The organism is Paenibacillus sp. sptzw28 (assembly GCF_019550795.1).
Classification (GTDB): domain Bacteria; phylum Bacillota; class Bacilli; order Paenibacillales; family Paenibacillaceae; genus Paenibacillus_Z.
On record NZ_CP080545.1, the window covers coordinates 4,308,407 to 4,332,543 of the forward strand.

The window sequence follows — 24,137 nt, forward strand, 5'->3', positions numbered from 1 at the left end:
TCAACCGCCGCCGTTAATCCTCTGTTCGGCCGTAGCCTGCGGTTCAGCTATCTGCGCGGAATTCGGAGGTGCAAGCACGAGCTTCAAAACCTTCTCGCCGTTCTGCTTGGCGAGCGTTTGCGATATCACGAAGCCCTGTCCTTCCGTGACGCATCTGATCTGCAGAAGCGAGCATACTTCCAGCGCATCGCGCATCGACAATCCGCTCATGTTCGGTATCGGCAGCTTGCTCCTGTCTTCCGTGAACAGATAGACTCGCTGATCCGGACTGACCGCCGAGATCGCTTTCGGAATTTGCTCCAGCACCTTCTTGCCGGTACCCACGACCACCGAGCTAAGGGAACGTGCTTTGAGCTGGGCCTCCGCCTGATCCGTCGTCAGCTCCGTCAAGTTCGGTACGGAAACGGTCTTTTCTTGCTGCTGCGTTAGTACCGTATCCGGCAGAGTCGGATTTACACCCATATGCCGCAGGCTTTGCAATACGATTTTTCTGAACACGGGAGCGGCAACGGCCCCGCCGCCGAGATATTTGTTGTCAGGTGCGTCAACTACGACGTAAACCGCGATTTTCGGATTTCCTACAGGTGCGAATCCGATAAATGAAACGACATATTGGTCCGATGAATATTTGCCGTCGATAACCTTCTGGGCAGTACCGGTTTTACCCGCCACCCTGTAACCCTCAATATAAGCATTCTTTCCTGTTCCGATCTCCTGGTCGGAGACTACCTGCTCCAAATATTCGCTCACCTTTTTAGCCGATTGCTCTGATAAGACCTGCCGGATAACCTTTGGCTGGATCACCTCGGTTTTCTTCGTTACGGGATCGTCGATTTCCTTGATCAGGTGCGGCTGCATAAGCTTGCCTCCGTTCGCTACCGCAGCAACTGCCGTCACCTGCTGAATCGGCGTGACGAGGACATTGCCTTGTCCGAAAGACGCTGTCGCGACATCGTTCGCAATCGACGGATTGATATTCTCAACCCCCGAGCTTTCTCCCTGGAGCTCGATGCCCGTTTTTTGGCCGAAGCCGAAATTTTTAATATAGTTAATTAATCGGTCAGCACCTAACTTCTCGTAGCCAAGCTTGACAAAAGCAACGTTACTCGAACGCTTCAATCCGTCCAGATACGAAATTTCGCCCCACCCTTCTCGTTTAATATCCCGAATCGGAGTCACCCTTCCCGGAATTTTAATGCTTCCCGACATGTATTTCTCATTCGGATTGAACACCCCTTCCTGAACGGCCGCGGAAAGCGTGACGATCTTGAAGGTCGAGCCGGGCTCATAGAGAGCTTTGGTCGCGCTGTTGTAGAAGTCCGCCGGCTGCGCCTTCCAATATTCATTCGGGTTGAAATCCGGCATATTAGCCATGCCGAGAACTTCCATCGTCTGCGGATCGACGGCGATGGCCGTGATGCTCTTCGGCTTGTACTTCACATAAGCCTCTTTAATCGCGTCCTCCACGTAATGCTGGATGTCCGAATCGATCGTCAGCTTCACGTTTTTGCCGTCTATTGACGGATTGAATTTCACAGTCCCGTTCGGAAGAATAACGCCGTTGCCGTCACGCTCATAAACGATTTGACCTTCCTTGCCCTTCAGCACATCGTTAAGCGACGCCTCAAGCCCCATGACAGGGTTCCCTTCTTTATCCACGTATCCGATCAGATGCGAGGCCATATCATCTTTGGGATAATAGCGTTTATTCTGTTCGTCCATATAAATCCCGACGTCACTTTTGTCGGTCTGCTCGGATAGATCCTTCCTGAACTGTTCGATCCGGTCTCGAAGAGGCTTATCGATCTTCCACCCTTCAGGGCGCACCTCGCGCTTTACGTAATACTCGCCGTTCTTCTTCTTGGCCGTCACGATAGCCCGCAGCTCCGATTCCGGTTTGCCGAGCACCTGATGAAGCTTGCTTACAATGACGTCTTCCAGATGCAGATCGTGTATGACCTTCGGGTTCACCGCGACAGTGTAAGCTGCCACGTCCATAGCCAGGACGTTGCCTTCGCGGTCCGTGATCGTTCCGCGCACAGGAATCAGCGTCTCCGATTTAGACCAGATTTCGCGGGCTTTCTCCGACCAGAAATCCGCCTTGACGACCTGCACCCAATAGATTCGCCCTACCAGAACAACAAAAAAGAGGGTAATGAACCCTCCGACCAGCAGCGTGCGCAATTTTATCCGTTTATTCATAGCCGGTCCCCTATTCCTTGTTCATGGCGGTCTCGGTCTTCTTGTCACCTGTTTTCACTTTAATCGTATCTTCGCCAAAGTCACCCATACCGAGCGCTTCGGCCTGCTGTTCGATGTAACCGGGGTTGCTCAGCGTCTCCACTTGCTTCTGCAGCTCTTTCATCTCGACTTCCATGGCCGCATATTTAGTGGTCATAATTTTTATATCGTTATTGATTTCATAGATTTGCGCGTAACGAAAAATAATAACGCCCGCGACGATTACACAAACGATAATCGTAAACATATAGAGCAGCTTCTCCTGGACCGGCAGCGACTTCCTTTTAACTACGACCTTTTTTGTCTCGCGGAACGCCTTCTTCTGTTCCGGTTTACGCTTCGGCTGAAGCGCCAGGTTGCCATTTACATAAGCCATTGTAGACCTCCTGTTCAATCTGATTAATGATCTATTTGGAATGAAACGGTTTTACAGTTTTTCAGCGACTCTCAGCTTCGCCGACCTCGCTCGCGGGTTAAGCTCAAGCTCTTCTTCGCCCGGCACGATCGGCTTGCGGTTCACCAGCTTCAGCTGACCTTTCCCTCCGCACACACACATCGGGAAATCCGGTGGGCAAGTGCATTTTTCTACAAATTTCGCAAAAATGTGCTTGCAAATGCGGTCCTCAAGCGAATGAAACGTTATGACCGAGGCTCTTCCCCCGGATTTTAATGCCTTTACCGTCTGCTCCAAGGCCGTTTCCTCGGCCCCAAGCTCGTCGTTTACCGCTATCCGCAGCGCCTGAAACGTCCTCTTGGCCGGATGCGGCCCCGTACGTCTCGCTGCTGCGGGGATGCCCATTTTAATAAGCTCCACAAGCTCGCCCGTGGTCTCAATCGGACTCTGTTCCCGGGCTTGTATGATTTTGCGTGCAATCTGCCTGGCAAACCGCTCTTCGCCGTAGATTGCAAGTATACGTGAAATATCCCGCTCTTCCCAGCTGTTGACGATCTCTCCCGCGGTCAGAACGCCTTCACGGTCCATCCGCATATCCAAGGGTGCGTCGTGATTATAGCTGAATCCGCGTTCGGCTTCATCCAGCTGCGGACTCGATACCCCGAGGTCAAACAGTATGCCGTCGACGCTGTCAATGCCGAGATCGGCCAGTACCTGCTCCAAATAACGAAAATTGCTTTTTACGAGCGTCACCTTGTCCATAAACGGCGCCAGTCGAACTCTTGCATTCTCATGAGCCCACTCATCCTGGTCAAGCGCGATAAGACGTCCGCCCTTGCCTAGCCGCGATGCGATCAGCTCGCTATGACCGGCTCCGCCGAGCGTACAGTCGACATAAATGCCATCCGCCTTAACCGCGAGTCCATCGACCGCTTCTTCCTTGAGCACTGTAATATGTTGAAACAAGCTGCAGCCCTCCCGGCTCTAGGGTTACCTCTGCCGCTACCCGGCTTTGGCATGCGATCAAAAATTAAAATCAAAGTCCACAAGCTTCTCCGCAATATCGTTAAACGTTTCTTCTGATTGCTTGAAGTAGCTATCCCATATATGCCTGCTCCAAATTTCCACCCGGTTGGAGACTCCGAGAACGATACAATCTTTGTCCAGCTTGGCATATTCGCACAATGTATTCGGTAAGTTTACCCTTCCCTGTTTGTCAAGCTCGCATTCGGTCGCCCCCGAAAAGAAAAACCGGGAGAACGCCCGAGCATCCGATTTCATGAGCGGCAGCGATTTCAGCTTCTGCTCCAGCACGCTCCACTCGCTCATGGGATATACGAACAGGCAATTATCGAGACCTCGCGTCACTACAAACTGGTCGCCGAGGCTTTCGCGGAATTTAACGGGAATAATGATGCGGCCTTTATCATCGATGCTGTGTTGGTACTCCCCCATGAACACGGCCGCTCCACCCCTTCCCCCAAATTCACCACTTGGCCCCACTTTTCACCACTAGTGTTGATCTATTCGCCACCCCATATTAAATTCCTTCTTTCTTAGAATGAATTTAATAAATATTTTATGCGATTAAAGTTGTTACACTTTTGAAACTTTTTGGGACTTTGGTTCGTGTAAGCTAGAAATGTCAATATCGTGCTTTTGCCGATTAACATCGTAAAGGAGCGTCAATCCAAACTATGAGTGCCATTGCCGATCCTATAATCGAGCTGCTTCGTCCTGTGGAACAGCTGTGTTATCAAGTGGCCCATTACCTTCTCGGTAATGATCGCGATGCAGCCGCTGCAAGCGAAGAAGCATTGATCGAGCTTTATCTTACTCCGATGTTCGTCCGAGGTTCGGAAGAAGAAAGACGACAATTGGCCAAAGCAGCCGCGATGCGCACCGCTTTAAAGCTGGCCGGGCAGAGCATTAGAGAAGGTGCGGCGAAATAAAAAAAAGCTGTCACCGGCCCCGTGCGAGGGGCAGCGATGCAGCTAATTTGAAATGCTCCGGCTTTCCGCTCTTAATGTAAGAGCTTTGAATGGCTGAATTTTCAGTCTGGTCTTTCTTCAGGTTTCGACTCTCCTGCCGGCACGGTTACCGGCATTGCCTGCGATAATTTGACACGCTTCTTGCGGTAAACGATATATGCCGGTGTTCCAACCGCGAGCAGAAGCACGAGAATCGGCAGCGCACCCGCAGCAACAACCACTACACCCTGAACAAATTCATAGATAAACGTCGAGCTTGCTTTCATTGCATTCAGCGTGCGTTCCAGAAAAGCCGTTTTCTCTTTGGCGGCTGATGAGGTTAAACCCGTTATCTGATATAACCTCAGTTCAATTGTAGAGAAGGCGACATTTTGATCCAGGTAACGCATTCTGCCTTTGATTTGTTCAATCTCCATTTGCACGTCGCCGAGCTGGTTGGAGAACTTAAGAAGATCGTCCGCACGCGTGGCTTTATCCATAAACGCGAGCAGCCGCGCCTCCACAACCTTACGCGCTTTAAGCCGTGAATCCAAATCCACATATTCCTCCGTCACATCCGTGCCCTTCATGCTTCTCTCGAACTGCGTATGCTTAAGCTTCTCCAATTGGCCCAGAAACGTTTGAAAGCCGGACGCGGGTATTTTAATTGTATAAGTGCCTCCCAGCTCGCTCGCGGATTTCTGGTCGGAGAATTGTAGAATATAACCGCCTGACAAGTGTATAATGTTGTTCACCGATGTTTGCGCCTTGGAATAGTCGCTAACCTCCATCGTGACATTGGCATGATAGATCAGCTTGCGACTGAAGCCGTCCGCATCCGCGCTTCCGGCATCGACACCACCGGTCTGAGCGGAAAATTCAAAATTACCATCCGCTTTCGCACCTTCTGCAGCCGCTGCCGACTCCGAAGCCTTCACCTTACTCGTGGTACTCGCCGCATCGCTTACGGTAAAGCCGCTTGATTGGGCACTCCCTGATAACTTGCTGTCCACTCCTCCGGCGCTCATGTTTGCGTTTTCTGGAGCACTTTTCGAAGCGTTGTCACTTGAAGAACAACCTGACGACGCAATCAGCAGCACTGAGGCAATTCCAACTGCGAAGAACAGCCTTGCCCATTTCCATTTATTTATATAACCTGCCATGCCGAACCCCCCTATACAGATAATTGTACCGTTTCTCTTAACCAATAGACGGTACAATTATTGCGGAAGTTGCAGTCGGTCTATTATGTTTACCTTATCCGGCTTCACTGAAAATTAATGACGTGATGTGCAAAAAAAACCGCCGGAGCGGGGGGATTCGATTGAATCCGGCTCTAGCGGTTTCCGGTTGCTGCAATTGTTTCTTTAATGTTCGGCCCAGCTTTCCAGGTAGCTCTTCTGTTCTTCGGTCAGCTTATCGATTCCGATGCCCAGAGAAGCGAGCTTGTATTTCGCCACCTGCTCGTCAAGCTCATAAGGCACATTTACGACTTTGCCTCCGATCGCCTTGTAATTATCGTTGACATATTTAAGCGACATCGCCTGCAGCGCAAAAGTCATATCCATAATTTCAGCCGGATGCCCGTCCCCTGCCGCAAGGTTAACGAGGCGTCCTTCGGCAAGCAGATAAATGCTGCGCCCGTCCTTCAGCAAATACTCTTCGATGTTGCGGCGCACAACTCGTTTGCCGGATGTCAGCGCCTCAAGCTCCGGTTTGTTAACCTCCACATCGAAGTGGCCTGCGTTGGACAATATCGCTCCGTTCTTCATGACGTTGTAATGCTCGCCGCGAATGACATCGCGGTTGCCGGTTACGGTTACGAAAATATCGCCGATTTTCGCAGCTTCAATCATCGGCAGCACCGTAAAACCGTCCATATAGGCTTCAACGGCCCTGATCGCGTCGATTTCCGTCACAACGACATTGGCGCCAAGCCCTTTTGCCCGCATCGCAACGCCCTTGCCGCACCAGCCGTAACCGACGACAACGACCGTTTTGCCTGCTGCGACAAGGTTCGTCGTTCGGTTAATTCCATCCCAGACCGACTGTCCCGTGCCATAACGGTTGTCGAACAAATATTTACAATATGCATCATTGACCGCGACCATCGGAAATTGCAGCGAGCCATCCTTTTCCATCGCCTTAAGACGAAGAATGCCTGTCGTGGTTTCCTCGGCTCCGCCGCGAACTTGCTTCATCAATTCCGGACGTTCCGCGTGAAGGATGGAAACCAGGTCGCCGCCGTCGTCAATGATAAGATCCGGCTTCGTCTCGAGCGTCTTGATCATCAGCTCTTTATATTCCTTCGGCTCGGGATTGTATTTGGCAAAAACTGTTATACCGTCCTCGACAAGCGCTGCGCAAACGTCGTCCTGCGTCGAAAGCGGGTTGCTTCCGGTTATCGTTACTTCGGCTCCCCCCGCCTTCACAACTTTTGCCAAATATGCTGTCTTCGCCTCGAGGTGCAGCGAGATCGCCACTTTGAGTCCTTTAAAAGGCTGTTCCTTCTCGAATTGCTCGCGAATCCGATTGAGAACCGGCATGTGAGCCGCCACCCAATCGATTTTCAAATGTCCTTCCGGAGCCAGAGCCAGATCCGTTACAATACTTGTTTCCTTTGCATTGACTGTCATTCCTTCAGCTTCCTCTCTATAAATAAATCATTCGGTGTCCGCCGCACGGGTCGAACGGGGCTTCCAGGAGCCGGTCAAGCCACATCCGGCCGTACCGGTTCCAATAGACCGTTACGTTGATAATACGCTCCTGCGGCTTGGTATCGGGCCAAAGGGACTGTGCGACCAGGTCCAGCTGCCGGGTAACCGCTTCAAAACGTTTCGCGTGAGCATCTCTCGTTCGGGCTTCAAGAAACTCAATTTGTTCGATGATTTTACGTTTATTCGTTTCCCCAAGCGCGGAAAGACCGGTCTGAACCGACCCTACGGCCTGCAGAAGCGGTTCGTAAATATCGGCAAATTGCCGCTTTGCGTGAGCAAAGCGCGCGTCGATGTCGATCTCATCCTGCCTGGCAAGCCAATCTGCTTTAAGCTCCGCGAAGCGCAGTGCCACATCCTCGAACGATAAACCATACTTCATCATATGCTTGGCAACCGTACCTTCGACTAAGGTAAACGACATGCGCGGCACGACAATCGGCATTTGCATACCGAAAGTCCGGAACGCTGCGCCGGTTAAGCCCCAGTACGCGATTTCCCCCGGCCCAAGAACCGTCGCAAGCACCGGAAGCACATATTCCTGCATTAACGGGCGGGTCAGCACATTGTTGCTGAAGCGTTCGGGCGTTTCCGAAGCAATGGCGAGCAGTTCGCTATGAGACCACGACAACGAGCCTCTACGGTTTTCGAAGCGGCCATTCCGTTTGTAGAGTAATGTACGCTCGCCACCTGCATTTTCGCCGTTATCCCGGTCTTCCAGAAACAGAAACAGATTGGCGCTTCCTTCAACAACATCCGCCTGCGCGGAATGGCCAAGCTCTCGAATCTCGGTCTCGCAGGTCCTGTAGGCAGCTTCAAGTTCGTCGTTGCGCTCGATCATTTGCCGGAACATTGGGGCTTCCAGTCTGCGCAGCTCCGGGTCGTCGGAATCAAGCAGCACCAAGCCCTCCTTACCAAACAGCCACCCCATAATATAAGCGAACCATTCGGACAAGCTTCGGGAACGACCGGCAAATCCGGTCAGAGTTTCAATTAGCCCGGGCTTGAATTCCGTATCTTCGAGCGCAGTGCTCAAGCTCTCTATGGCTTCCGTCATCGCCTCTGATATAAGTAAAGTGCGGCTGACGGATGTACGCGGGCCCTCGGGGCGGCCGATGCCGATTTTAATTAATCCTTGATCCCTGCTTTGAACGAACGCATGGCTCGCTTCGTCCCAATCGTGATCCTCGCCGGCGATCCAGAACAGCGGAACGATCTTCTGACCGGTTAATTCGCTTGCATGCCGCGCTGCTGCAATTATCGATACGGCTTTATGTATGACCATAAGCGGTCCCGTCATCAACCCGGCCTGCTGACCTCCGACCACGACAGGTGCGCCGGATGCAATTTCATTAATATTCCCTGCAACCTCAGCGTATCCGTTAAAACGAGTATTATACCGCTTAAGCACATTTGCCAATCGATCCGTCGGCACGCGGTTCGCCGATTGTTCGTTCAGCCGCTGCAGTCTAAGCTTCCAAGCCTCGTCTTCTGCGGGGTGGCTGCCGTAAATGGACTCAACTTTCGGGTTGGTCCGTTTCACATAAGCTTCGGTTAACGGCTGGCTGAAAGGCAGCTGCACCGATTCGATTTTCATGGACAGTCTCTACCTCTCCCTGAATGACTAAGTGGATAATTTTATAATGAATGCAAAGCAGTTTTCCTCATTGTACACAACGTAATGCGGACCGTCAAAATAAAATCGCCTTCCCTGAAGAGGAAGACGACTGCGTGCCGCTACACATTAAAAAAGCTTTTGCCGATTCCGATGCACATGAGCACGACATAAAACAATCCCATCAAGAAGAAGCCGAGCCGCCAAATCGCTCTCATGATTCGGGGGACATCGATGCTGCCGCGTGTCCGGTACTGAACGTTGCCGATCAATCCTCCGCCGAGCAGCAGCACGAGCAGTATTCCGTAAAACCCGAAGGTGCTGTTGAATACATTGTTAAATAGTACGGACACGCAGCCGATCAGCAAAGCGGTCGTCACATCCATCGCCGTCCGGAATGCCTTCTTCCGGTTGCCGCTCAATGCGGCGTATCCAAAATAAATCAGTAAGAAAGGGATAATGGGAATGACGGCCAGCACCGCATAGACGTGCATGATGCTCTCCCAAATCATTTGCATAACGGCCCGGCTCCTCTCGCCATTAATTCAATGTTAACGCTTTGACTATTGCCGAAACGGCGTCGTTCAGAGGAGAAGGAATGCCCGTCCGCTTCGCCAGAGCCGAAATCCCCCCGTTTATCCACTCGATTTCAGTCGTCCGACCGGCCTTTACGTCACGCAGCATGGAGGATTCGTTACCCGCCGTTTGCAGGCAAACAGAAAGCAAACGCTCCCACGCATCTCCGTCCGGCCGCATTCCGGCGGCAAGCAGGACCGTTTCGCACTCGTCGTGAAGCGCAGCCATCAGTTTTTTCCTTATCGGGTCCAAGCTCAATTCGCCGTTCGTGACACCGTAAATGGCCGTTAGGGGATTAATGACGGCATTAATCAGCAATTTATAGTAAAGACGATTATCCATCTCATTCGACAGAATTGTATCAATTCCTGCCGCCGCCAGCGCACGCGCCAACATTTTTTGCGCTTCGTCCTCTAATCCGTCAGCCTTCGGCCAGCGTCCGAGAGTAAGCGTACCCCGGCCTGTATAACGCACTGAGTTATCGCCGACGCGAAGCGCCCCTTCAGTGGAAACCGCAGCATAGAGCCCTGCGGCCGGGATGACCGCCTCAAGCCTCTCCATATGGCCGATTCCGTTCAGCAAACAGAGTAGCCCGGCCGAGTGCGAAGAAATAACGGCAACCTTGTCCATGAAATCACCGCTCAGATGCGACTGCTTCACCGCAAGCCAAATCCAATCGCCGCTTTCCGCCCGGCGAGATGCGGCGTAATTCTCGAGCGTTACGGCTGTCACGGGAACAGGCCTCAACCAAGCTCCGGCTTCCTCAAGCGTGATTCCATTCACGTTAAGCGATTCCGCTTGCTCTTCCGTTCGCGTAAGCAGCAGGACGGAAACACCCGACCGCGCCAGTCTTGCCGCATACATTAGTCCGAGTGAACCGGCTCCGATGATGATGATACGCACGTTTATCGCCCTTTTCGTCATGCATTGTTGTTTCCATCGTAACAGAATAAAAACAAAAAATCCCGCCGTTTTGTTGATTCGGCGAGATTTTTTATCGACTCTGTTAGTTCCCTTACTCGATTCGTTCCAGGTTGCCGTTGGCGTCCATCTTGAACCTGGGCTTCGCTTCGTCTTCTTCCGTTAACACAGTGAGACGCCGGGCACGGTCCATAATTTGAATGAGCGTTTTGTAATCGTCATTAACGGCACGGTAATCGGTTTGTGCGTTATTGACTTCCAGCGACAGCTTTTGATTTTGCTCCCTAAGAGTGAAAAGCTCTTCATCCTTGTCGCGCAGATCCCGCTCAAGCGTTTTGATTTGCCGTGTCAGCTCCTGATAAGTACCTTTCCATTGACGAAGGAAACGAATAACCGTATCGATGGATAACGACTCTTCCGTAACCGGCTCGTTTTTGTACGTGCGCTCTTCCGTGTCGATGATCGCGATAGAAGACACATGAGGGGCTGCGACATACGTTTGCTTTTTCATATAGTTCCGTTTCTGGCGCTGCTGCTTCGCGATTTGAATCGCATCTTCATAACGCTTGCGGACACAGCTGTTCCAACGAAAACCGCATGCGGCGGAAGTCCTTCCGATTCGTTCTCCGACTTCTTCGAAAGCGGCTAGCTGAGTGCTGCCTTCCCGAATATGCCGCAACGTGACCTCGGCTAAGATGAGATCGTCATCCGGGCTCCACGCATCTTGTCTGACTGCTGTCATGCAACGAAAACCTCCCAACATTAGGCGCTTACTTTATCTCTATGCCCTTGGTAGAGTTCATAGAATCTATCGGATACTAAATTGTATATCCATTTTTCTGAGGGCTCATACATGTTTTGGCCGGATTTGTACCAAACTTATTAAGAGCGCCTTTCAGCAGCCGAAAAGTTTGCCATTTCGTCACGAGAGGCGGGTTTACAACTCGTTTCCATAAACGTTATAATGAGCAGTAGAAATCGGGGTCTTTGTACTTGCGAGAGGGGGATGCAAAATCATGGCACGTATGTTCCGGGTACTCGGCTTTTGGACGCTTGTCATCGCTCTTATGGCGTTCGCCGGCGATATGACCGAGATGGCGCTCTTGTTCTTTATCCAAACGGTCGTGTTTGTCCTGTTAGGCTATTTGAACTTTTCCGAAAAAACTTACCTGCTGATGTTCTGGGGTTATATGGTAATCTCGTTTATCGGCTTCACGTATTGGACCGTATTTGTAATGGGTAACCCATTTTAGTTATATAAGCAAAGTTTCTCTCCGCAGAACTTTGCTTATATGCTGAAGCAAGTAATTTCATTTTGTACGGCGATCCTTGAGCCTTACATAGCCAAAAGGCTGCTACGCGTAGACAATGTCTACCGGAAGCAGCCTTTTTTGTGCTTATGTTTACCGCTTCTTGCGCAGCGCCATCACCTTGAACGCCTCGCTCATAGCGTCACTCAATAGCAGTTGGCGTATTGCGCGGTTGTTTTTTGCTGCTTCGCCGAACGGATTCGACCCATCATGCGCAGTGAGATCATTCAGTATTCCCTGATCAACAAGAAACTGCTTCTGGGTATCATAGTAAACGACCTCCCAGCCTGAACCCTCCGCAGCGCGCCTGCATGCACTAAAATTGACATGCGCGGTAATGTCCTGCCGGCCGGCATACACGAAAGGATCGTCATGCGCGACATGTTCCTTGTAGCAAAGCAGAGTGCCGCGCATCCGGTGCGGCGCCGCAAGCTCAGCCGCTTCATGGCCATAGTCGATAATAATGAGCGCTCCATCCGCCGCAAGCCGGCCGACCAAGGAGATCCACCGCTCCGCGGCAAGATTCACTTCGAATTCCTGTCCTTCCCGCAGTACTATGCCATCAGCCTTGAGCGATTGCGCAATACGCGCATCAGTTAGCGGCATGAAAGCATACCGGAAAAGACGCCCTCCGGATACCGCTTCATTGTCCGCGTCGGCAGCGCAGGCTACGCCAAGCTCCCACAAACGCCCGTTCTTCCAAACGACCCGGTGAACGGGAAACGCATCAAGCAGCTCATTTGCGAATACGATGAGTGGTTTACCGCTCCAATCCGACCGTTCTGCATCTTCCGGAGTCATAAACCGCACTGGCGCCTTGCAGCCGACTTCTCCAATTGTTCTCCGGGCTTCGGCTAAGTGAACCGGATTGCCTTCGATGAGAGAATATGTCAAATTGTTCATCCACGGATGCCCAAGTCTCTCCCAGGCTGTGAGAATGTGCCGGGACAGTCTGCCGGTTCCCGCTCCCCATTCCGCGACTTCGGCATCCCCCCCGAACGATTCAATTACCCGGGCAATAAAGGCGGCCAGCTTATCCCCCATAACCGAGCCAACGGCCGAGCTCGTATAGAAATCTCCCGTTTTTCCGATTCGGAGCGCTCCTGACCGATAATAGCCGCCCTCATCGTCATATAGGCACATATCCATATAATCACGAAACGATATACAGCTCACGGCTTGCATGACATCCGGTTCCGCCCTGAGCCAGCCCTCCGCGCCTTCAGTCCTTATACGGTTTATAATCCGTTTCGTCAGCTCTTCCGACGGTTTCAATCCAATTCCCCCTAAAGGACAAAGTTGCCTGTTCAAGATATAATAGAATGATTGTGCGCATATAGTAGTGCAAGCCAAACACTCAAGAAAGGGGGGCCGATCTTGGTAGGAAAGAAACGCGGCCGGTTTGTGGCGTTCGCGGCCGGCGCACTCGCCGTCTGGTTGACCGTCTCCCCCGTTCTCGCCCAATCGCCGGAGGATGATGAAATCCGGGGCATACTGGAGAAAAGCTTGTCTGTCGTGGAATTGGACAAGGAGATTAACCGCATCGAACAGCAGCAGCAAACGATCACACGCCAGTTGAAGGAATCCCGCGAGAATCTGGAGCGGCAGCGGGCGGCGATCGATAAACATCGCGAGGACGCCGGCAAAGTGCTCCGCGCTTATTATACAGGTGAACGCGACGTGCTGCTTGCCGCCATACTTTCTTCGGACAGTTTTGCCGATTTTCTTGCGATGATGGACTATTTCGATGTTATTTTCTCTAATGACCAGCTTACCCTCGATCGCTATTCGAAACAATACAATGAATTAAAAAAAGGCGTCGCACGGCTTGGAAAAGAATCAGAACAGCTGGATCAAGTGGGAGAGCAGCTAAAGGCTCAGCGTGAAAGAGTAACCGTGCTTCAGCACGATGTGGACAGCTCTTTAAGCGGACGTTCGGATGCCGACAAGCTCCGGCTGATGATATCGGAACTTACAAGCTTCTGGCAGAATGTCGGAGTGTACGAGGTCAAACGTTATTTCGGCGCGCTCGCGGATGCCATGAAAAACCTTCCTGAATGGGTGCAAAAAAACAAGGATATGCTGGAGATCGACGGTTTCAACTATACGCTTACGATACCGGAAAACAAATTAAATGCATTTTTGCGCGGGCAGAACCCGCTGTTCGACAACTTCGCCTTCGTTTTCGAGCATGGCGTGCTCTCGGTGACAGGTAAACGCGACGGGCTCGACGTCAAGATATCCGGGCACTACACGGTCGAAGAGATTGATACGGGGAACGCTATCATCTTCCATGTCGACGAGCTGATTTTCAACGGACTCGCCCTTCCCGACACAACGCGAAAGTCTCTTGAGGATCAATTTGACCTCGGCTTCTATCCGCAAAAAATAGTCTCGTTTCTTCAGGCGAAATCAGTTGCCGTAGAAGACGGGAAATTAATTGTCAAGCTTTCCGTCAACCTGTAGCGGCGCTTTGGCGCCGCTTTCTTCATTCCACTGGCCAATTAGCTCTTCCGCCGTTTCCGAGGTGAAAGCATCCGCTTTAACGCTCCCCCACAGCTTGGCCCATCTGTCCCAGCTCGCCGTCCAATACGGATCGGCTGCCAGTGCCTGCCCTTTAAATAAACCCAGCGCCCAGTAGGGAGGACGGCTTGTGATTGCAGCGGTTTCGAACTCTCCCGCATACGCCGATTTTCGCGCCGGCAGCGTGCCGATTGTTTGATACCGCCTAACCTGCCCGTCAACGGAAGTCATCTGGCTTATCCATAAGCGTGCCTGTTCCAGGCGCTCTGATTGAGCCGATAGTACAAAGCTTCTGCCGCCAAGCCATGCAAGCGGTAGTTTTGAGGGAGTCGCGATGGTCACACTGTCATCTACATTTGACCGGTATACCGTCCACGGCATTACGGCGGACATCAATTCACCGGCTCTAAGCCTACTAAGTACCTCGGCTGTCTGTTCTTGGCTGTTTGGCTCGGCGAGTTTCCCCCGGTGCTCGGCAAGAAATCGGATTTGCTGCTTTGCCTTTGCATTTAAAGGCGGTAACTTTGCCGCCTCCCCACGCCCGCTGAAAGCGCCCAGCCAAGCTGTAATCTGCCTTGGATCAGACAGAAGGATATTGATGGGCATAACGGACGGCAATGCGCTCTGCAGCGCGTTATAGCCTCTTATATAGTCCTCCCAAGTGTCCGGCGGTTTATTCAGACCCGATCTCTTCAGAAGCTCACTTTGCCAGACAATAAGCATAGGGTTGCTGTCAACAGGTACTCCCCAAAGCGAACCGTTCCATTTCAATGTATTTGTTAGCGCTTCCAATTGATCGCTGAGCATATCGCCTGTATAGATCTCATCAGCGGGCAGCAAGTACCCCTGTACCGCAAATTCTCCGACACGGTTGTTGTACAGAAGCATAACGTCGAACGGTTCTCCGCTTTGCGCCGCTGTCTTCCACGCTTCATAGGCGGCGTTCTCCGGGAAATTTACGATAACGACCTTCACCGCGGGATGCTTCATTTCAAACATTTCATTGCTTTCAAGCCAATAATGATATTCAGCTTCGCTCATAGAGACGGCGATTCGGATAGTAGCTGCTGCTTCATTATTTGGATCAATGAGCGGCGGCTTCTTCACCGAAGCGACTCCACCCCAGGTTGTAGCCGAAGAACCGGGCTTGCCGATCATCGGAACAAGCAGCGCCGAGCAAATAAGGAACACGCCAATAAGCATTAATACATATTTCCTGCGCGACACTTCTTCCTCCCTTTCCGCCTTTCGACCTATTACCCATTGTAGCAAGAAAGGCCTGCTTTGTCGCTATGCCCGGACATTATGCCCGAAACAAAAAAATCGCGCTCCTCCGCCAAAAAACTGGGCAAGAGGAGAGCGATCTTACTTTTCGACGACTTCAAGGCTGATGCGGATTGCAGCTAAAGGAGGTCGGCCGCCAATTGGGCGAGCTTGGAGCGTTCGCCCTTCTCGAGTGTCATATGGCCGCTGATGCCCTCCTGCTTGAATCGCTCCACGATGTGGGTCAGACCGTTGCTAACTGAATCCAGATAAGGATGGTCGATTTGCTCCGGGTCACCCATTAGCACGATTTTACTGCCTTCGCCGACGCGTGACACAATTGTCTTCACTTCATGCCGTGTCAAGTTTTGCGCTTCGTCGATAATGATAAACTGCGCCGGTATCGAGCGGCCGCGGATATAGGTTAGAGCTTCGACCTGAATGCTGCCCAAACCCATCAGTATTTTATCAATGTCCCCGGACTTCTTCGTATCGAACAAATATTCCAGATTATCATAAATCGGCTGCATCCACGGACGCAGCTTTTCTTCCTTCTCGCCTGGCAAATAACCGATATCCTTCCCCATCGGCACTACCGGCCTTGCAATGAGCAGCTTCTTGTATTTATGCTCATCCTCGACTTTCATAAGCCCTGCCGCCAGTGCAAGCAGCGTTTTGCCGGTGCCGGCTTTACCCGTCAGCGTTACAAGCGGAACATCATCGCTTAGGAGCAGCTCCAGCGCCATACGCTGCTGCGCGTTCCGGGCGGTAATACCCCATACCGGATCGTTGCTTAAGTAAAGCGGCTCGAGTCTCGCCCCATCCTGCGTCACTTTCAGCAGTGCCGATTTGGAAGTGCCCATCTCGTCCCGCAGAATAACAAACTCATTAGGATGGAGCTTGGTGCCAAGCTGCAGGTTTTTAATCGTCAGGAAACGATAGGTATAGAATTCGTCAATTACTGATGGATGAACGAATATCGTCAAATAGCCGGCATACACGTCCGAGGGAGCGACGACACGGTCGGACAAATAATCTTCGGCGGAAAGTCCCAGCACATCCGCCTTGATCCGGACCAGCACGTCCTTGCTCACAATGACGACCGGTCTTGGCTCCTCTTTATTTTGTTCCTCCATGTAATAATTTAAGGCGACGGCCAAGATGCGGTTATCGTTGGACATTTCGCCGAACATTTCCTGTACACGTACAAAACTGCGATGGTTGAGCTCTACTTTAAGGAGCCCCCCGTTGTTCAGCTGGATGCCTTCATGTAAATGGCCGTTCTCGCGCATCTGATCAAGCAATCTCGATACGGAGCGGGCGTTGCGTCCCAGTTCGTCGGCAAGCCTCTTCTTCGAATCGATCTCTTCCAACACCACCGCGGGAATTATGACCTCATTGTCAGCGAAAGCGAATATCGCTTGTGGATCGTGCAGCAGCACATTAGTATCGAGCACGAATATTTTTTTCATGCGTGACCCCTCCTGGCGTTGGAATTTCGTTTGAATCGCGTACATAGCGTTACCTGCTTCGGGCAAACTATGCTGGAAAAGACGAAACGTGACTAAGAAAGGTCAGGTGGCGATTATGTTTAAGTGGCTGGTGTCGGCTATGGTCCTTTGCTTGCTCGCAACAGGCTGCGGTACTGTCGCTCGCAATGAGACATCACCCTCCCCGCAAAATGATAACCGCGTTCGCGTTCAGCAAACTGCGCCCCGCAAGGAAGAAATCAGCAACCCGCAACAAGTTGCGGCGCATTTGGAGTCATTGGCACGGCGAGTTCCCGGTGTAAGAGGAGCCCACTGTGTTGTTATGGGAAATACGGCGGTCGTCGGTATTGATGTGGATGGCAGGATGGAACGGTCCCGGGTGGGAACGATTAAATATGCGGTGGCGGAAGCGTTCCTAAAAGATCCTTACGGTATCAATGCCATCGTTACAGCCGATATGGACCTTACTAACCGTATCAGGGAAATTGGGGCCGATATCGGGCGTGGACGACCGTTCTCCGGCTTTGCCGAGGAGCTCTCGGACATCATGGGACGAATTGTACCTCAATTGCCCCGCGAGACGCAGACGAGGGAAACGGAACAAGGCAATCAGGATGCACCCAAAATGAAGAAGAATTTGTAAAGATTAACCTCGTAAGAACACAAAAAGCCTAGTCATCGTGCACTAGGCTTTTCTCATGGAGGCAAACACCTGGCCATCCAGTTTGTCTGCAGCTCGTTTATCATACGTTTTTTCATACTCCGGCAACGCGGACAAGCGTGCTCCGTAGAACATGGCATCGCGGATATGGCCGATCTCGATATCGAAGCAGATCAGTTTGAAAGGGACGTCATTAAGCTCTTCTGTCACAAGCCTGGCAGAGCCATATACCGTCTGAATACTGCCCGGAGCAAATACGGTCACACTAACGGCCGGATTAGCCGTCATATTGGCAGCCAATCGGGACCGGCCGTCGATTGCAAAGCGGAGCGTTGTACCATCTACCGCGTAGATCCAGGAGATGGCGCTGGAAGTCGGTGATCCGCCCTCTGCATCAATGGTATGCAGAAGCACGAACGGTTCTTTTTGCAGCTGGTTGAAAAGTTCTTCGGAAAGTGCCGTAACGGCTTCTGTCATCCGCATGGCCTCCTTGCGTTTAGATGATTGCTACGATGTGTCCAGTATATCATAGCCAAGGCCGGTCTTCCACCCGTCAATCCGCCAGATTTGCTTGAAGCGCCGCTTTGGCTGACTGCAGCTTATCTTGATCCAGCCGTACATAAGGGCTTCTCCACGTGCCTTCAAGCGGGATGAAAGTAATATCATTGCGGCTGATGCCAAAATAGGTTTTGATCATGTTCTGGGCTTCGGCAGTCGGAACATCCATCCGCATATTGCTGCCTACCGCTTTAATCACGCCGGCGATCTTCGGGACGCCTGAAAATGATTTCAGTTTGTCCGTAATTTCCCCGAGGACCTGGCTTTCCCTCTTGTTCCGGTCGAAATCACTGGACATATTGGTGCCGTCGTTAGATTTGCGGTACCTGACGAAGTCCAGCGCCTGATCCCCGTTTAAGTGCTGAGGTCCCTTTTTCAAATGGATACTGGTTCCGTCGGCTTTGTCTTCATAGTTCATATCCATATCAACATCAACATCGATACCTCCCAGAGCATCTACAACATCGATAAACCCCTGGAAATTGATCGTTACTGTATAGTTAATGTCGATACCGAGAAATCGTCCGAACATTTTCCTGAGGTCCTGCTTGGCTTTCTGATCCGCATCTTTTTTGTTCAACCCGTCTTTCTTGGCGCTGGCGAGGAAAGCGGCGTAGTATGCGTTAGCCTTTCTTATGTTGTATCCGTCAAGAGCAACCCTGGTGTCTCTGGGAATCGATACGACCGTCGCCTTCTTGGTCTTCGGGTTGAACGCGGCCACCATCATAACATCGGTATTCAGGCTGCCCGTCTCCTTGCGCGTATCGAAGCCAAGCAGCATAAACGCTACGGGTTTTACCGCTACCGATTCCCCGGCCGGTACAACTACCGAAGGATCGGCATCTGTCGTAATTTCACCAAGTGTTTGTTTATATACGTAGTATAAGTAGCCCGCCGCCGCCACGAGCAGCAGCAGGAGGACGATCATAATCCGGCGGAACCAGTAGACGCCCTTCTTGGGGCGGTCCTGTCCGCCCGATCCGTTCCGAAGCTTGGATGCATTAATTGATTTTGAGCTTCGCGAACCGGATCTTGGGGGTAAAGAAGATCTGCTCATCGTTACCACCTTTAACAGTTATATTTCGGGTTTCCATTTATATCGTTCAGCAGCTGTTCACCCGATTCACGGGGAATCATCTGGACCTTGCTTCTTCCATCTTCCCGTCCGTAACGAACGTGTATCATCGTATCGTCAATTTTATCGATCACGACATGTTTGATTTGATGATCTTCGGTCAATATTTGCATAAAGAAATCCCGGGTATCAAGCGCAGCCCGGTCATCCGGTCTTGCTTCGGCCACAAGCTGAATTTGCAGCCAGTTGAACAAGGCGTCGTCAAAACGCATAGCGCACCCTCCTCTGTTTATGAGCGGTTAAGCCGGGATCCTTGTCAGCCGTTAGCTTTGCCGCCCGGATCAGCCGCAGTTTCACGACTTTTCCCTTTAGTCTTCCACTTGTCGTACAATTGACGGCCGCGAAGCATCAGCATCATGATGACGGCGACGGACATGCATTGAATGATCGGCAGCTTGTCGTACTGGAGCAGCCATAAAACCCACGATCCGGCGGCCATTACCAGATGGACCAGAATCTCTTTGAGAATCGGCAGGCGCCCAACGCGGAATACGGCGTTAAAGATATAAATAGTCAAGCCCAAAATCAAAAAATACGTAACGAAGGGATGGGCGTGGAACCAGTTTTGCATGTTTGTGATATCCTCCTCAGGCGTTTACGAGTAAACGCATCTTCGAAAGCATAAGCTGGCGTTTACGCGAGTAAACGCATCTTCGAACGCCTACTGACGCAAACGGCAGGGTAATGAGACCGACTTCGGTTCCGTTACCCTGCCTGGTGTCATAATGAGATCAGCGATCGGTCAGATATTATACGCCCGCTTGAGCTGTCTTCCTCTGTTTATCCGCACGCTCCCGCTCGCTTTTGTTCAATATTTTTTTACGGAGACGGATCGACTTCGGCGTTACTTCGCAATATTCATCGTCGTTCAAATATTCGAGCGCCTGTTCGAGCGAGAAGAGCACCGGCGTTTTCAAACGGACGGTTTCATCCTTCGTAGCAGAACGGATGTTGGTCAGCTGCTTCTCCTTACAAATGTTGACGATGATGTCGCTGTCGCGGTTATGCTCTCCAACGATCATTCCCTCATAAACTTCCGTTCCCGGCTCCAGGAACAGCAGACCACGGTCTTCCACACCCAGCATACCGTAAAACGTCGAAGTTCCATTCTCGCTGGCGACGAGTACGCCTTGATGACGGCCGCCGACCGATTGTCCCGCAAGCGGACCATAGCTGTCGAACGCGTGGTTCATAATTCCATAGCCGCGGGTCAGTGTCAAGAAATTCGTACGGTAGCCGATCAGACCTCGCGCCGGAATGATAAATTCCAAGCGGACCTGTCCCGTACCGTTATTGATCATGTTAACCATCTCGGCTTTACGCGTACCAAGGCTTTCCATTACGGCGCCGGTGCTTTCTTCCGGAACGTCGATAAGAAGGCGCTCGTAGGGTTCCATTTTGGTTCCGTCGATTTCTTTGATAATAACCTCAGGCTTGGATACTTGCATTTCATAGCCTTCACGGCGCATGTTCTCAATTAGGATGCCCAAGTGGAGCTCACCGCGTCCGGATACTACGAAAGCGTCGGGGCTGTCGGTTTCTTCAACGCGCAGCGCCACATCCGTCTCCAGTTCCTTGAACAAGCGGTCCCTAAGTTTACGGGACGTTACCCATTTACCTTCGCGCCCGGCGAACGGACTGTTGTTAACCAGGAACGTCATTTGCAATGTCGGCTCATCGATTTTGAGCACAGGAAGTGCTTCCGGATTAGCAGGATCGGCGATGGTCTCCCCGATATTGATCTCTTTGATGCCGGCAATCGCCACGATATCTCCCGCGCCCGCTTCTTCAACCTCTATACGCTTCAAACCTTGGAAACCGAACAGCTTCTCGATACGGGCCTGCTTCGTTACGCCTTCCCGGTTGATTACCGCCACGGACTGGCCTTGACGAATTTTACCGCGGTTTACACGGCCAACGGCGATACGGCCCAAGTATTCATTATAATCGAGCAGAGTAACCAGGAACTGAAGTGATTCGTCAACGCTCTCGGTAGGCGACGGTATATGCTCGATAATCGTTTCATACAGCGCCTGCATGTTATCGTCCTGCTTGTCGACATCGAGACTCGAAGTTCCCATTAAAGCCGATGCATACACGACCGGGAAGTCGAGCTGCTCATCGCTGGCTCCAAGCTCGATGAATAAATCGAGCACTTCGTCTACCACCTCGGTAGGGCTTGCATTCGGGCGGTCGATTTTGTTTAGAACTACGATAGGTGTAAGCTGGCTTTCGAGTGCCTTGCGTAAAACGAATTTGGTTTGCGGCATACATCCTTCGAATGCGTCAACGACTAGCAGAACGCCGTCAACCATTTTCATAATCCGCTCCACTTCGCCGCCAAAGTCGGCGTGACCCGGCGTATCGACAATATTAATGAGATAGTCTTTGTAAGTGATCGCCGTATTTTTTGCCAGAATCGTAATGCCGCGCTCCCGTTCCAAATCGTTCGAATCCATAGCGCGTTCCTGCACCGCTTCGTTGTCCCGGAACGTTCCGGATTGCTGCAGCAATTTGTCGACGAGCGTTGTTTTACCATGGTCAACGTGTGCAATAATCGCGATGTTGCGTAAATTTTCTCTTGCTAGCATTTCTGTATCCACTCCACTTTTCTATTCTGAATTTTTTGTTGTTGCTCTGTAAAAATGTCTTGCTCTCGTCACCAGCGGGCTCTTCTCCCGGCGACCAGCCATCCGCCGATCGCAATAAGCCCTGCGGCAACCACATACAACCCCCAGCCCCACAACAGCATTATGACAAAAAAAGATGCCGCAACCAGCGCCAGTACAATGGCGACCGTTAGCGGAAATTTCGGATGGGACATTTCAAATAAGTGAAACTCGTACATCCCGATCGCAGCCCCGAAAATAAAAAAGGGCCACAGGTACTGCATATTGTTCCATCCGAATGCAATACAAAAGAAAAAAATTAAAGCGCTTATCGACAATATCGCACCCGGTACAAGCGCATAAGCGGGAAGCAATCTGCCGAAAAACAGCATATGCAGCAATATGCCAGGAATCAATACGAAAAGCGGCCAAAAATTAGTTCCAATAAATGCGAACAAGCCCATCTTCCCGAGTAAAATAACAACGCCGGCAAATAAAAAAAGAATACCGACGGTGTATTGATTTTTCGACATGCCCAAGATCCTTTCTCTCGACACTTTTTTATCATTACTAGTGTACTGGAATGGGCGGCAAAAAACCAGTGTATGAAGTGAAATTCCAACAAAAAAACGGTTGCGCTCATCTTTTAAGGCGAAGTAAAGCCACAATTATGACAAGCGGGATGCATAAAACCGGCAATGCCTGCTGTACAGTCGGATAGCTGTGCAGCCCTATTGCTGTGATACCGGGATCGTGGGCCATCATTTCACCGGCTGCATAGCCGAGCAGCCCTCCCCCCAAATAAACCAGAGGCGGATATTTACGCAGCAGCGATCCGAGTAGTTGGCTTCCCCAGATAATCATTGGAATGCTCAGTGCAATTCCCAGCAGGATAAGAACAGGCTCTCCTTCCGCAACGGCCGCGATCGCAAGCACATTATCCAGACTCATCACGAAGTCGGCGACGACAATGGTCCTGATCGCACCCGCAAGCGTAGTGGCCCTGCGCACATCGTGCATTTCGGAGGTATGCGCGGCAGCATCCGTCACAAGCTTAACTGCGATCAGAAACAGCAGTGCCGCTCCTGCAGCCTGCAGAAAGGGGACTTTCAGCAGCGCAATGGCTACTATCGTCAGCAAGCAGCGCAGTCCCACCGCGACCGCAGCTCCCCACCAAACCGCCTTCCGCCGCTGAGCCGGCGGCAGCTGTTGACTGGCTAATGCAATGACTACGGCATTGTCGCCGCTTAATAGAACATTAATAAAAATAATTTCGGCAAAAATAATAAGGCTGTCCAATAGTCATACCCTCCTAACGACTGTGGAAAGATAAGCTTAAGAAACGGTATGTCCCTATTGGACAGCTTATGTTCAGAAAAAATATTTGAATCCATCTTTGTTCTCATACGTATATACTTTGGATTAACAGCGCATTGAAGGAGTGGACAGGAATGGAATTTTTTTCGCTGGAGTTTTTCTCGGCACTGGTCACGATTGTATTTATCGATCTGATCCTGGCCGGAGATAATGCGATCGTCATCGGATTGGCGGCCCGCAAGCTGCCGAAAATTCAACAAAACAAAGCAGTAATATGGGGAACCGTCGGGGCGGTCGGTATCCGGGCGCTGGCCACAGTGCTAGTGGTATATTTGCTCGACATTCCGTGGTTGATGTTAACAGGGGGCATACTGCTGCTCTGGATCGCTTACAAGCTGCTCGTTGATGAGAGCAATCACGGCGATATTAAAGCAGGCAACACGCTGTGGCAATCGGTGAGGACAATCATTATCGCCGACGCCGCAATGGGTGTGGACAATGTTATAGCCGTGGCGGGCGCTGCGCACGGTAATATTACACTGGTCATACTCGGTCTTATAATCAGCATTCCGATCGTCGTTTGGGGGAGCACCTTATTTATCAAGATGATCGAACGGTTCCCATGGATCGTTTATGTAGGCTCCGGGGTGCTCGCGTACACCGCCGCAAAAATGATTACTCATGAGCCCTGGATCGAAAATTTCTTTGCAAAAAGCGACTTGTTCAGATGGTCATTCATGATACTGGTCGTGATCGTCATTGTCGTTGCGGGACTTTGGAGAAACACTGCAAAAAGCCGCAAAATGGCACATGAAAAAAGCAGGGAAACCCATTGATTAT

At 51.3% G+C, this 24,137-nt stretch carries 25 protein-coding genes; 5 read left to right on the forward strand and 20 right to left on the reverse strand.

The genetic code is table 11. The features are described 5' to 3' along the window. From KZ483_RS19820 to mraZ, 4 genes are read right to left on the reverse strand one after another with little or no spacing between them, the layout of a single operon-like run. Positions 1-2,202 carry a penicillin-binding transpeptidase domain-containing protein gene (locus KZ483_RS19820; protein WP_220349296.1) on the reverse strand — a complete coding sequence of 734 codons (2,202 nt, stop codon included), beginning with the start codon at positions 2,200-2,202 and terminating at the stop codon, positions 1-3. Positions 2,203-2,212: 10 nt separating this feature from the next. Continuing rightward, positions 2,213-2,617: a cell division protein FtsL gene (locus KZ483_RS19825; RefSeq protein ID WP_220349297.1), complete on the reverse strand. Its 405-nt coding sequence runs from the start codon at positions 2,615-2,617 to the stop codon at positions 2,213-2,215. A 51-nt stretch (positions 2,618-2,668) separates the two neighbouring features. Next, on the reverse strand, positions 2,669-3,601 hold the full coding sequence (gene rsmH, locus KZ483_RS19830) for a 16S rRNA (cytosine(1402)-N(4))-methyltransferase RsmH (RefSeq protein ID WP_220349298.1): 933 nt from the start codon (positions 3,599-3,601) through the stop codon (positions 2,669-2,671). A gap of 57 nt (positions 3,602-3,658) precedes the next feature. Next, positions 3,659-4,096, reverse strand: coding sequence for a division/cell wall cluster transcriptional repressor MraZ (mraZ, locus tag KZ483_RS19835; protein ID WP_220349299.1), 438 nt, complete (start codon positions 4,094-4,096; stop codon positions 3,659-3,661). Between the two features lie 236 nt (positions 4,097-4,332). Between mraZ and KZ483_RS19840 the strand changes: the two genes are divergently transcribed. Beyond that, positions 4,333-4,587, forward strand: a complete 255-nt coding sequence (locus KZ483_RS19840) for a hypothetical protein (protein ID WP_220349300.1) — start codon at positions 4,333-4,335, stop codon at positions 4,585-4,587. 101 nt (positions 4,588-4,688) lie between these two features. Here KZ483_RS19840 and KZ483_RS19845 read toward each other — a convergent pair whose 3' ends face one another. The 6 genes from KZ483_RS19845 to KZ483_RS19870 form a co-directional block, all read right to left on the reverse strand. Continuing rightward, positions 4,689-5,768, reverse strand: a complete 1,080-nt coding sequence (locus tag KZ483_RS19845; protein WP_258881339.1) for a DUF4349 domain-containing protein — start codon at positions 5,766-5,768, stop codon at positions 4,689-4,691. Positions 5,769-5,972: 204 nt separating this feature from the next. Next, positions 5,973-7,241: an adenosylhomocysteinase gene (locus KZ483_RS19850; protein WP_220349301.1), complete on the reverse strand. Its 1,269-nt coding sequence runs from the start codon at positions 7,239-7,241 to the stop codon at positions 5,973-5,975. Positions 7,242-7,257: 16 nt separating this feature from the next. After that, positions 7,258-8,916 (reverse strand): bacillithiol biosynthesis cysteine-adding enzyme BshC, encoded by a 1,659-nt coding sequence (gene bshC / locus KZ483_RS19855; RefSeq protein WP_220349302.1) that lies wholly within the window; start codon positions 8,914-8,916, stop codon positions 7,258-7,260. A 140-nt stretch (positions 8,917-9,056) separates the two neighbouring features. After that, entirely contained in the window at positions 9,057-9,452 is a 396-nt protein-coding gene (locus KZ483_RS19860; RefSeq protein WP_220349303.1) for a DUF3397 domain-containing protein, read from the reverse strand. 22 nt (positions 9,453-9,474) lie between these two features. Further along, entirely contained in the window at positions 9,475-10,434 is a 960-nt protein-coding gene (locus KZ483_RS19865; protein ID WP_220349304.1) for a ketopantoate reductase family protein, read from the reverse strand. 91 nt (positions 10,435-10,525) lie between these two features. Beyond that, positions 10,526-11,173: an RsfA family transcriptional regulator gene (locus tag KZ483_RS19870; RefSeq protein ID WP_220349305.1), complete on the reverse strand. Its 648-nt coding sequence runs from the start codon at positions 11,171-11,173 to the stop codon at positions 10,526-10,528. 274 nt (positions 11,174-11,447) lie between these two features. Here KZ483_RS19870 and KZ483_RS19875 point away from each other — a divergent pair, with 274 nt between their 5' ends. Then, on the forward strand, positions 11,448-11,684 hold the full coding sequence (locus KZ483_RS19875) for a DUF2626 domain-containing protein (RefSeq protein ID WP_220349306.1): 237 nt from the start codon (positions 11,448-11,450) through the stop codon (positions 11,682-11,684). A gap of 150 nt (positions 11,685-11,834) precedes the next feature. Here KZ483_RS19875 and KZ483_RS19880 read toward each other — a convergent pair whose 3' ends face one another. Beyond that, the gene (locus KZ483_RS19880) at positions 11,835-13,016 is read right to left on the reverse strand and encodes a class I SAM-dependent methyltransferase (protein WP_220349307.1); all 1,182 of its coding nucleotides are present in this window, start codon (positions 13,014-13,016) and stop codon (positions 11,835-11,837) included. Positions 13,017-13,118: 102 nt separating this feature from the next. On the opposite strand from KZ483_RS19880, the gene KZ483_RS19885 reads away from it, so the two are divergent. After that, on the forward strand, positions 13,119-14,207 hold the full coding sequence (locus KZ483_RS19885) for a coiled-coil domain-containing protein (RefSeq protein ID WP_220349308.1): 1,089 nt from the start codon (positions 13,119-13,121) through the stop codon (positions 14,205-14,207). Here the strand turns inward: KZ483_RS19885 and KZ483_RS19890 are convergent. Continuing rightward, on the reverse strand, positions 14,178-15,491 hold the full coding sequence (locus tag KZ483_RS19890) for a sugar ABC transporter substrate-binding protein (RefSeq protein WP_220349309.1): 1,314 nt from the start codon (positions 15,489-15,491) through the stop codon (positions 14,178-14,180). The two genes, KZ483_RS19885 and KZ483_RS19890, sit on opposite strands and share 30 nt — an antisense overlap. A 176-nt stretch (positions 15,492-15,667) precedes the next feature. Then, entirely contained in the window at positions 15,668-16,999 is a 1,332-nt protein-coding gene (locus tag KZ483_RS19895) for a PhoH family protein (RefSeq protein WP_220349310.1), read from the reverse strand. Between the two features lie 115 nt (positions 17,000-17,114). Here KZ483_RS19895 and KZ483_RS19900 point away from each other — a divergent pair, with 115 nt between their 5' ends. Further along, positions 17,115-17,660 (forward strand): YhcN/YlaJ family sporulation lipoprotein, encoded by a 546-nt coding sequence (locus KZ483_RS19900; RefSeq protein WP_220349311.1) that lies wholly within the window; start codon positions 17,115-17,117, stop codon positions 17,658-17,660. A gap of 42 nt (positions 17,661-17,702) precedes the next feature. On the opposite strand, the gene KZ483_RS19905 is transcribed toward KZ483_RS19900, so the two are convergent. The 7 genes from KZ483_RS19905 to KZ483_RS19935 all read right to left on the reverse strand — a co-directional run bounded on the left by KZ483_RS19905 (position 17,703) and on the right by KZ483_RS19935 (position 23,279). Then, on the reverse strand, positions 17,703-18,155 hold the full coding sequence (locus KZ483_RS19905; RefSeq protein WP_220349312.1) for a pyridoxamine 5'-phosphate oxidase family protein: 453 nt from the start codon (positions 18,153-18,155) through the stop codon (positions 17,703-17,705). A 76-nt stretch (positions 18,156-18,231) separates the two neighbouring features. After that, the gene (locus KZ483_RS19910; RefSeq protein WP_220349313.1) at positions 18,232-19,293 is read right to left on the reverse strand and encodes an LCP family protein; all 1,062 of its coding nucleotides are present in this window, start codon (positions 19,291-19,293) and stop codon (positions 18,232-18,234) included. Between the two features lie 11 nt (positions 19,294-19,304). Next, a complete protein-coding gene (locus KZ483_RS19915) occupies positions 19,305-19,583 on the reverse strand; it encodes a hypothetical protein (protein WP_220349314.1) in 279 nt (92 codons plus the stop codon). Positions 19,584-19,627: 44 nt separating this feature from the next. Next, the gene (locus KZ483_RS19920) at positions 19,628-19,942 is read right to left on the reverse strand and encodes a YlaH-like family protein (protein ID WP_220349315.1); all 315 of its coding nucleotides are present in this window, start codon (positions 19,940-19,942) and stop codon (positions 19,628-19,630) included. A 178-nt stretch (positions 19,943-20,120) separates the two neighbouring features. Continuing rightward, positions 20,121-21,962, reverse strand: a complete 1,842-nt coding sequence (gene typA / locus KZ483_RS19925; protein ID WP_220349316.1) for a translational GTPase TypA — start codon at positions 21,960-21,962, stop codon at positions 20,121-20,123. A gap of 68 nt (positions 21,963-22,030) precedes the next feature. Further along, complete coding sequence (locus KZ483_RS19930; protein ID WP_220349317.1) at positions 22,031-22,513, reverse strand: hypothetical protein; 483 nt, start codon at positions 22,511-22,513, stop codon at positions 22,031-22,033. A 106-nt stretch (positions 22,514-22,619) separates the two neighbouring features. After that, on the reverse strand, positions 22,620-23,279 hold the full coding sequence (locus tag KZ483_RS19935) for a TerC family protein (RefSeq protein WP_220349318.1): 660 nt from the start codon (positions 23,277-23,279) through the stop codon (positions 22,620-22,622). Between the two features lie 152 nt (positions 23,280-23,431). On the opposite strand from KZ483_RS19935, the gene KZ483_RS19940 reads away from it, so the two are divergent. After that, positions 23,432-24,133, forward strand: coding sequence for a TerC family protein (locus KZ483_RS19940; RefSeq protein ID WP_220349319.1), 702 nt, complete (start codon positions 23,432-23,434; stop codon positions 24,131-24,133). Positions 24,134-24,137: the final 4 nt, after the last annotated feature.

Excerpts from the sequence above, each read along its gene's own strand:
- KZ483_RS19820 (WP_220349296.1), bottom strand. The coding sequence starts at position 2,202 with ATGAATAAACGGATAAAATTGCGCACGCTGCTGGTCGGAGGGTTCATT.
- KZ483_RS19825 (WP_220349297.1), bottom strand. The coding sequence starts at position 2,617 with ATGGCTTATGTAAATGGCAACCTGGCGCTTCAGCCGAAGCGTAAACCG.
- KZ483_RS19840 (WP_220349300.1), top strand. The coding sequence starts at position 4,333 with ATGAGTGCCATTGCCGATCCTATAATCGAGCTGCTTCGTCCTGTGGAA.
- KZ483_RS19845 (WP_258881339.1), bottom strand. The coding sequence starts at position 5,768 with ATGGCAGGTTATATAAATAAATGGAAATGGGCAAGGCTGTTCTTCGCA.
- KZ483_RS19850 (WP_220349301.1), bottom strand. The coding sequence starts at position 7,241 with ATGACAGTCAATGCAAAGGAAACAAGTATTGTAACGGATCTGGCTCTG.
- bshC (WP_220349302.1), bottom strand. The coding sequence starts at position 8,916 with ATGAAAATCGAATCGGTGCAGCTGCCTTTCAGCCAGCCGTTAACCGAA.
- KZ483_RS19860 (WP_220349303.1), bottom strand. The coding sequence starts at position 9,452 with ATGCAAATGATTTGGGAGAGCATCATGCACGTCTATGCGGTGCTGGCC.
- KZ483_RS19865 (WP_220349304.1), bottom strand. The coding sequence starts at position 10,434 with ATGACGAAAAGGGCGATAAACGTGCGTATCATCATCATCGGAGCCGGT.
- KZ483_RS19870 (WP_220349305.1), bottom strand. The coding sequence starts at position 11,173 with ATGACAGCAGTCAGACAAGATGCGTGGAGCCCGGATGACGATCTCATC.
- KZ483_RS19875 (WP_220349306.1), top strand. The coding sequence starts at position 11,448 with ATGGCACGTATGTTCCGGGTACTCGGCTTTTGGACGCTTGTCATCGCT.
- KZ483_RS19895 (WP_220349310.1), bottom strand. The coding sequence starts at position 16,999 with ATGAAAAAAATATTCGTGCTCGATACTAATGTGCTGCTGCACGATCCA.
- KZ483_RS19900 (WP_220349311.1), top strand. The coding sequence starts at position 17,115 with ATGTTTAAGTGGCTGGTGTCGGCTATGGTCCTTTGCTTGCTCGCAACA.
- KZ483_RS19905 (WP_220349312.1), bottom strand. The coding sequence starts at position 18,155 with ATGACAGAAGCCGTTACGGCACTTTCCGAAGAACTTTTCAACCAGCTG.
- KZ483_RS19910 (WP_220349313.1), bottom strand. The coding sequence starts at position 19,293 with ATGAGCAGATCTTCTTTACCCCCAAGATCCGGTTCGCGAAGCTCAAAA.
- KZ483_RS19915 (WP_220349314.1), bottom strand. The coding sequence starts at position 19,583 with ATGCGTTTTGACGACGCCTTGTTCAACTGGCTGCAAATTCAGCTTGTG.
- KZ483_RS19920 (WP_220349315.1), bottom strand. The coding sequence starts at position 19,942 with ATGCAAAACTGGTTCCACGCCCATCCCTTCGTTACGTATTTTTTGATT.
- typA (WP_220349316.1), bottom strand. The coding sequence starts at position 21,962 with ATGCTAGCAAGAGAAAATTTACGCAACATCGCGATTATTGCACACGTT.
- KZ483_RS19930 (WP_220349317.1), bottom strand. The coding sequence starts at position 22,513 with ATGTCGAAAAATCAATACACCGTCGGTATTCTTTTTTTATTTGCCGGC.
- KZ483_RS19940 (WP_220349319.1), top strand. The coding sequence starts at position 23,432 with ATGGAATTTTTTTCGCTGGAGTTTTTCTCGGCACTGGTCACGATTGTA.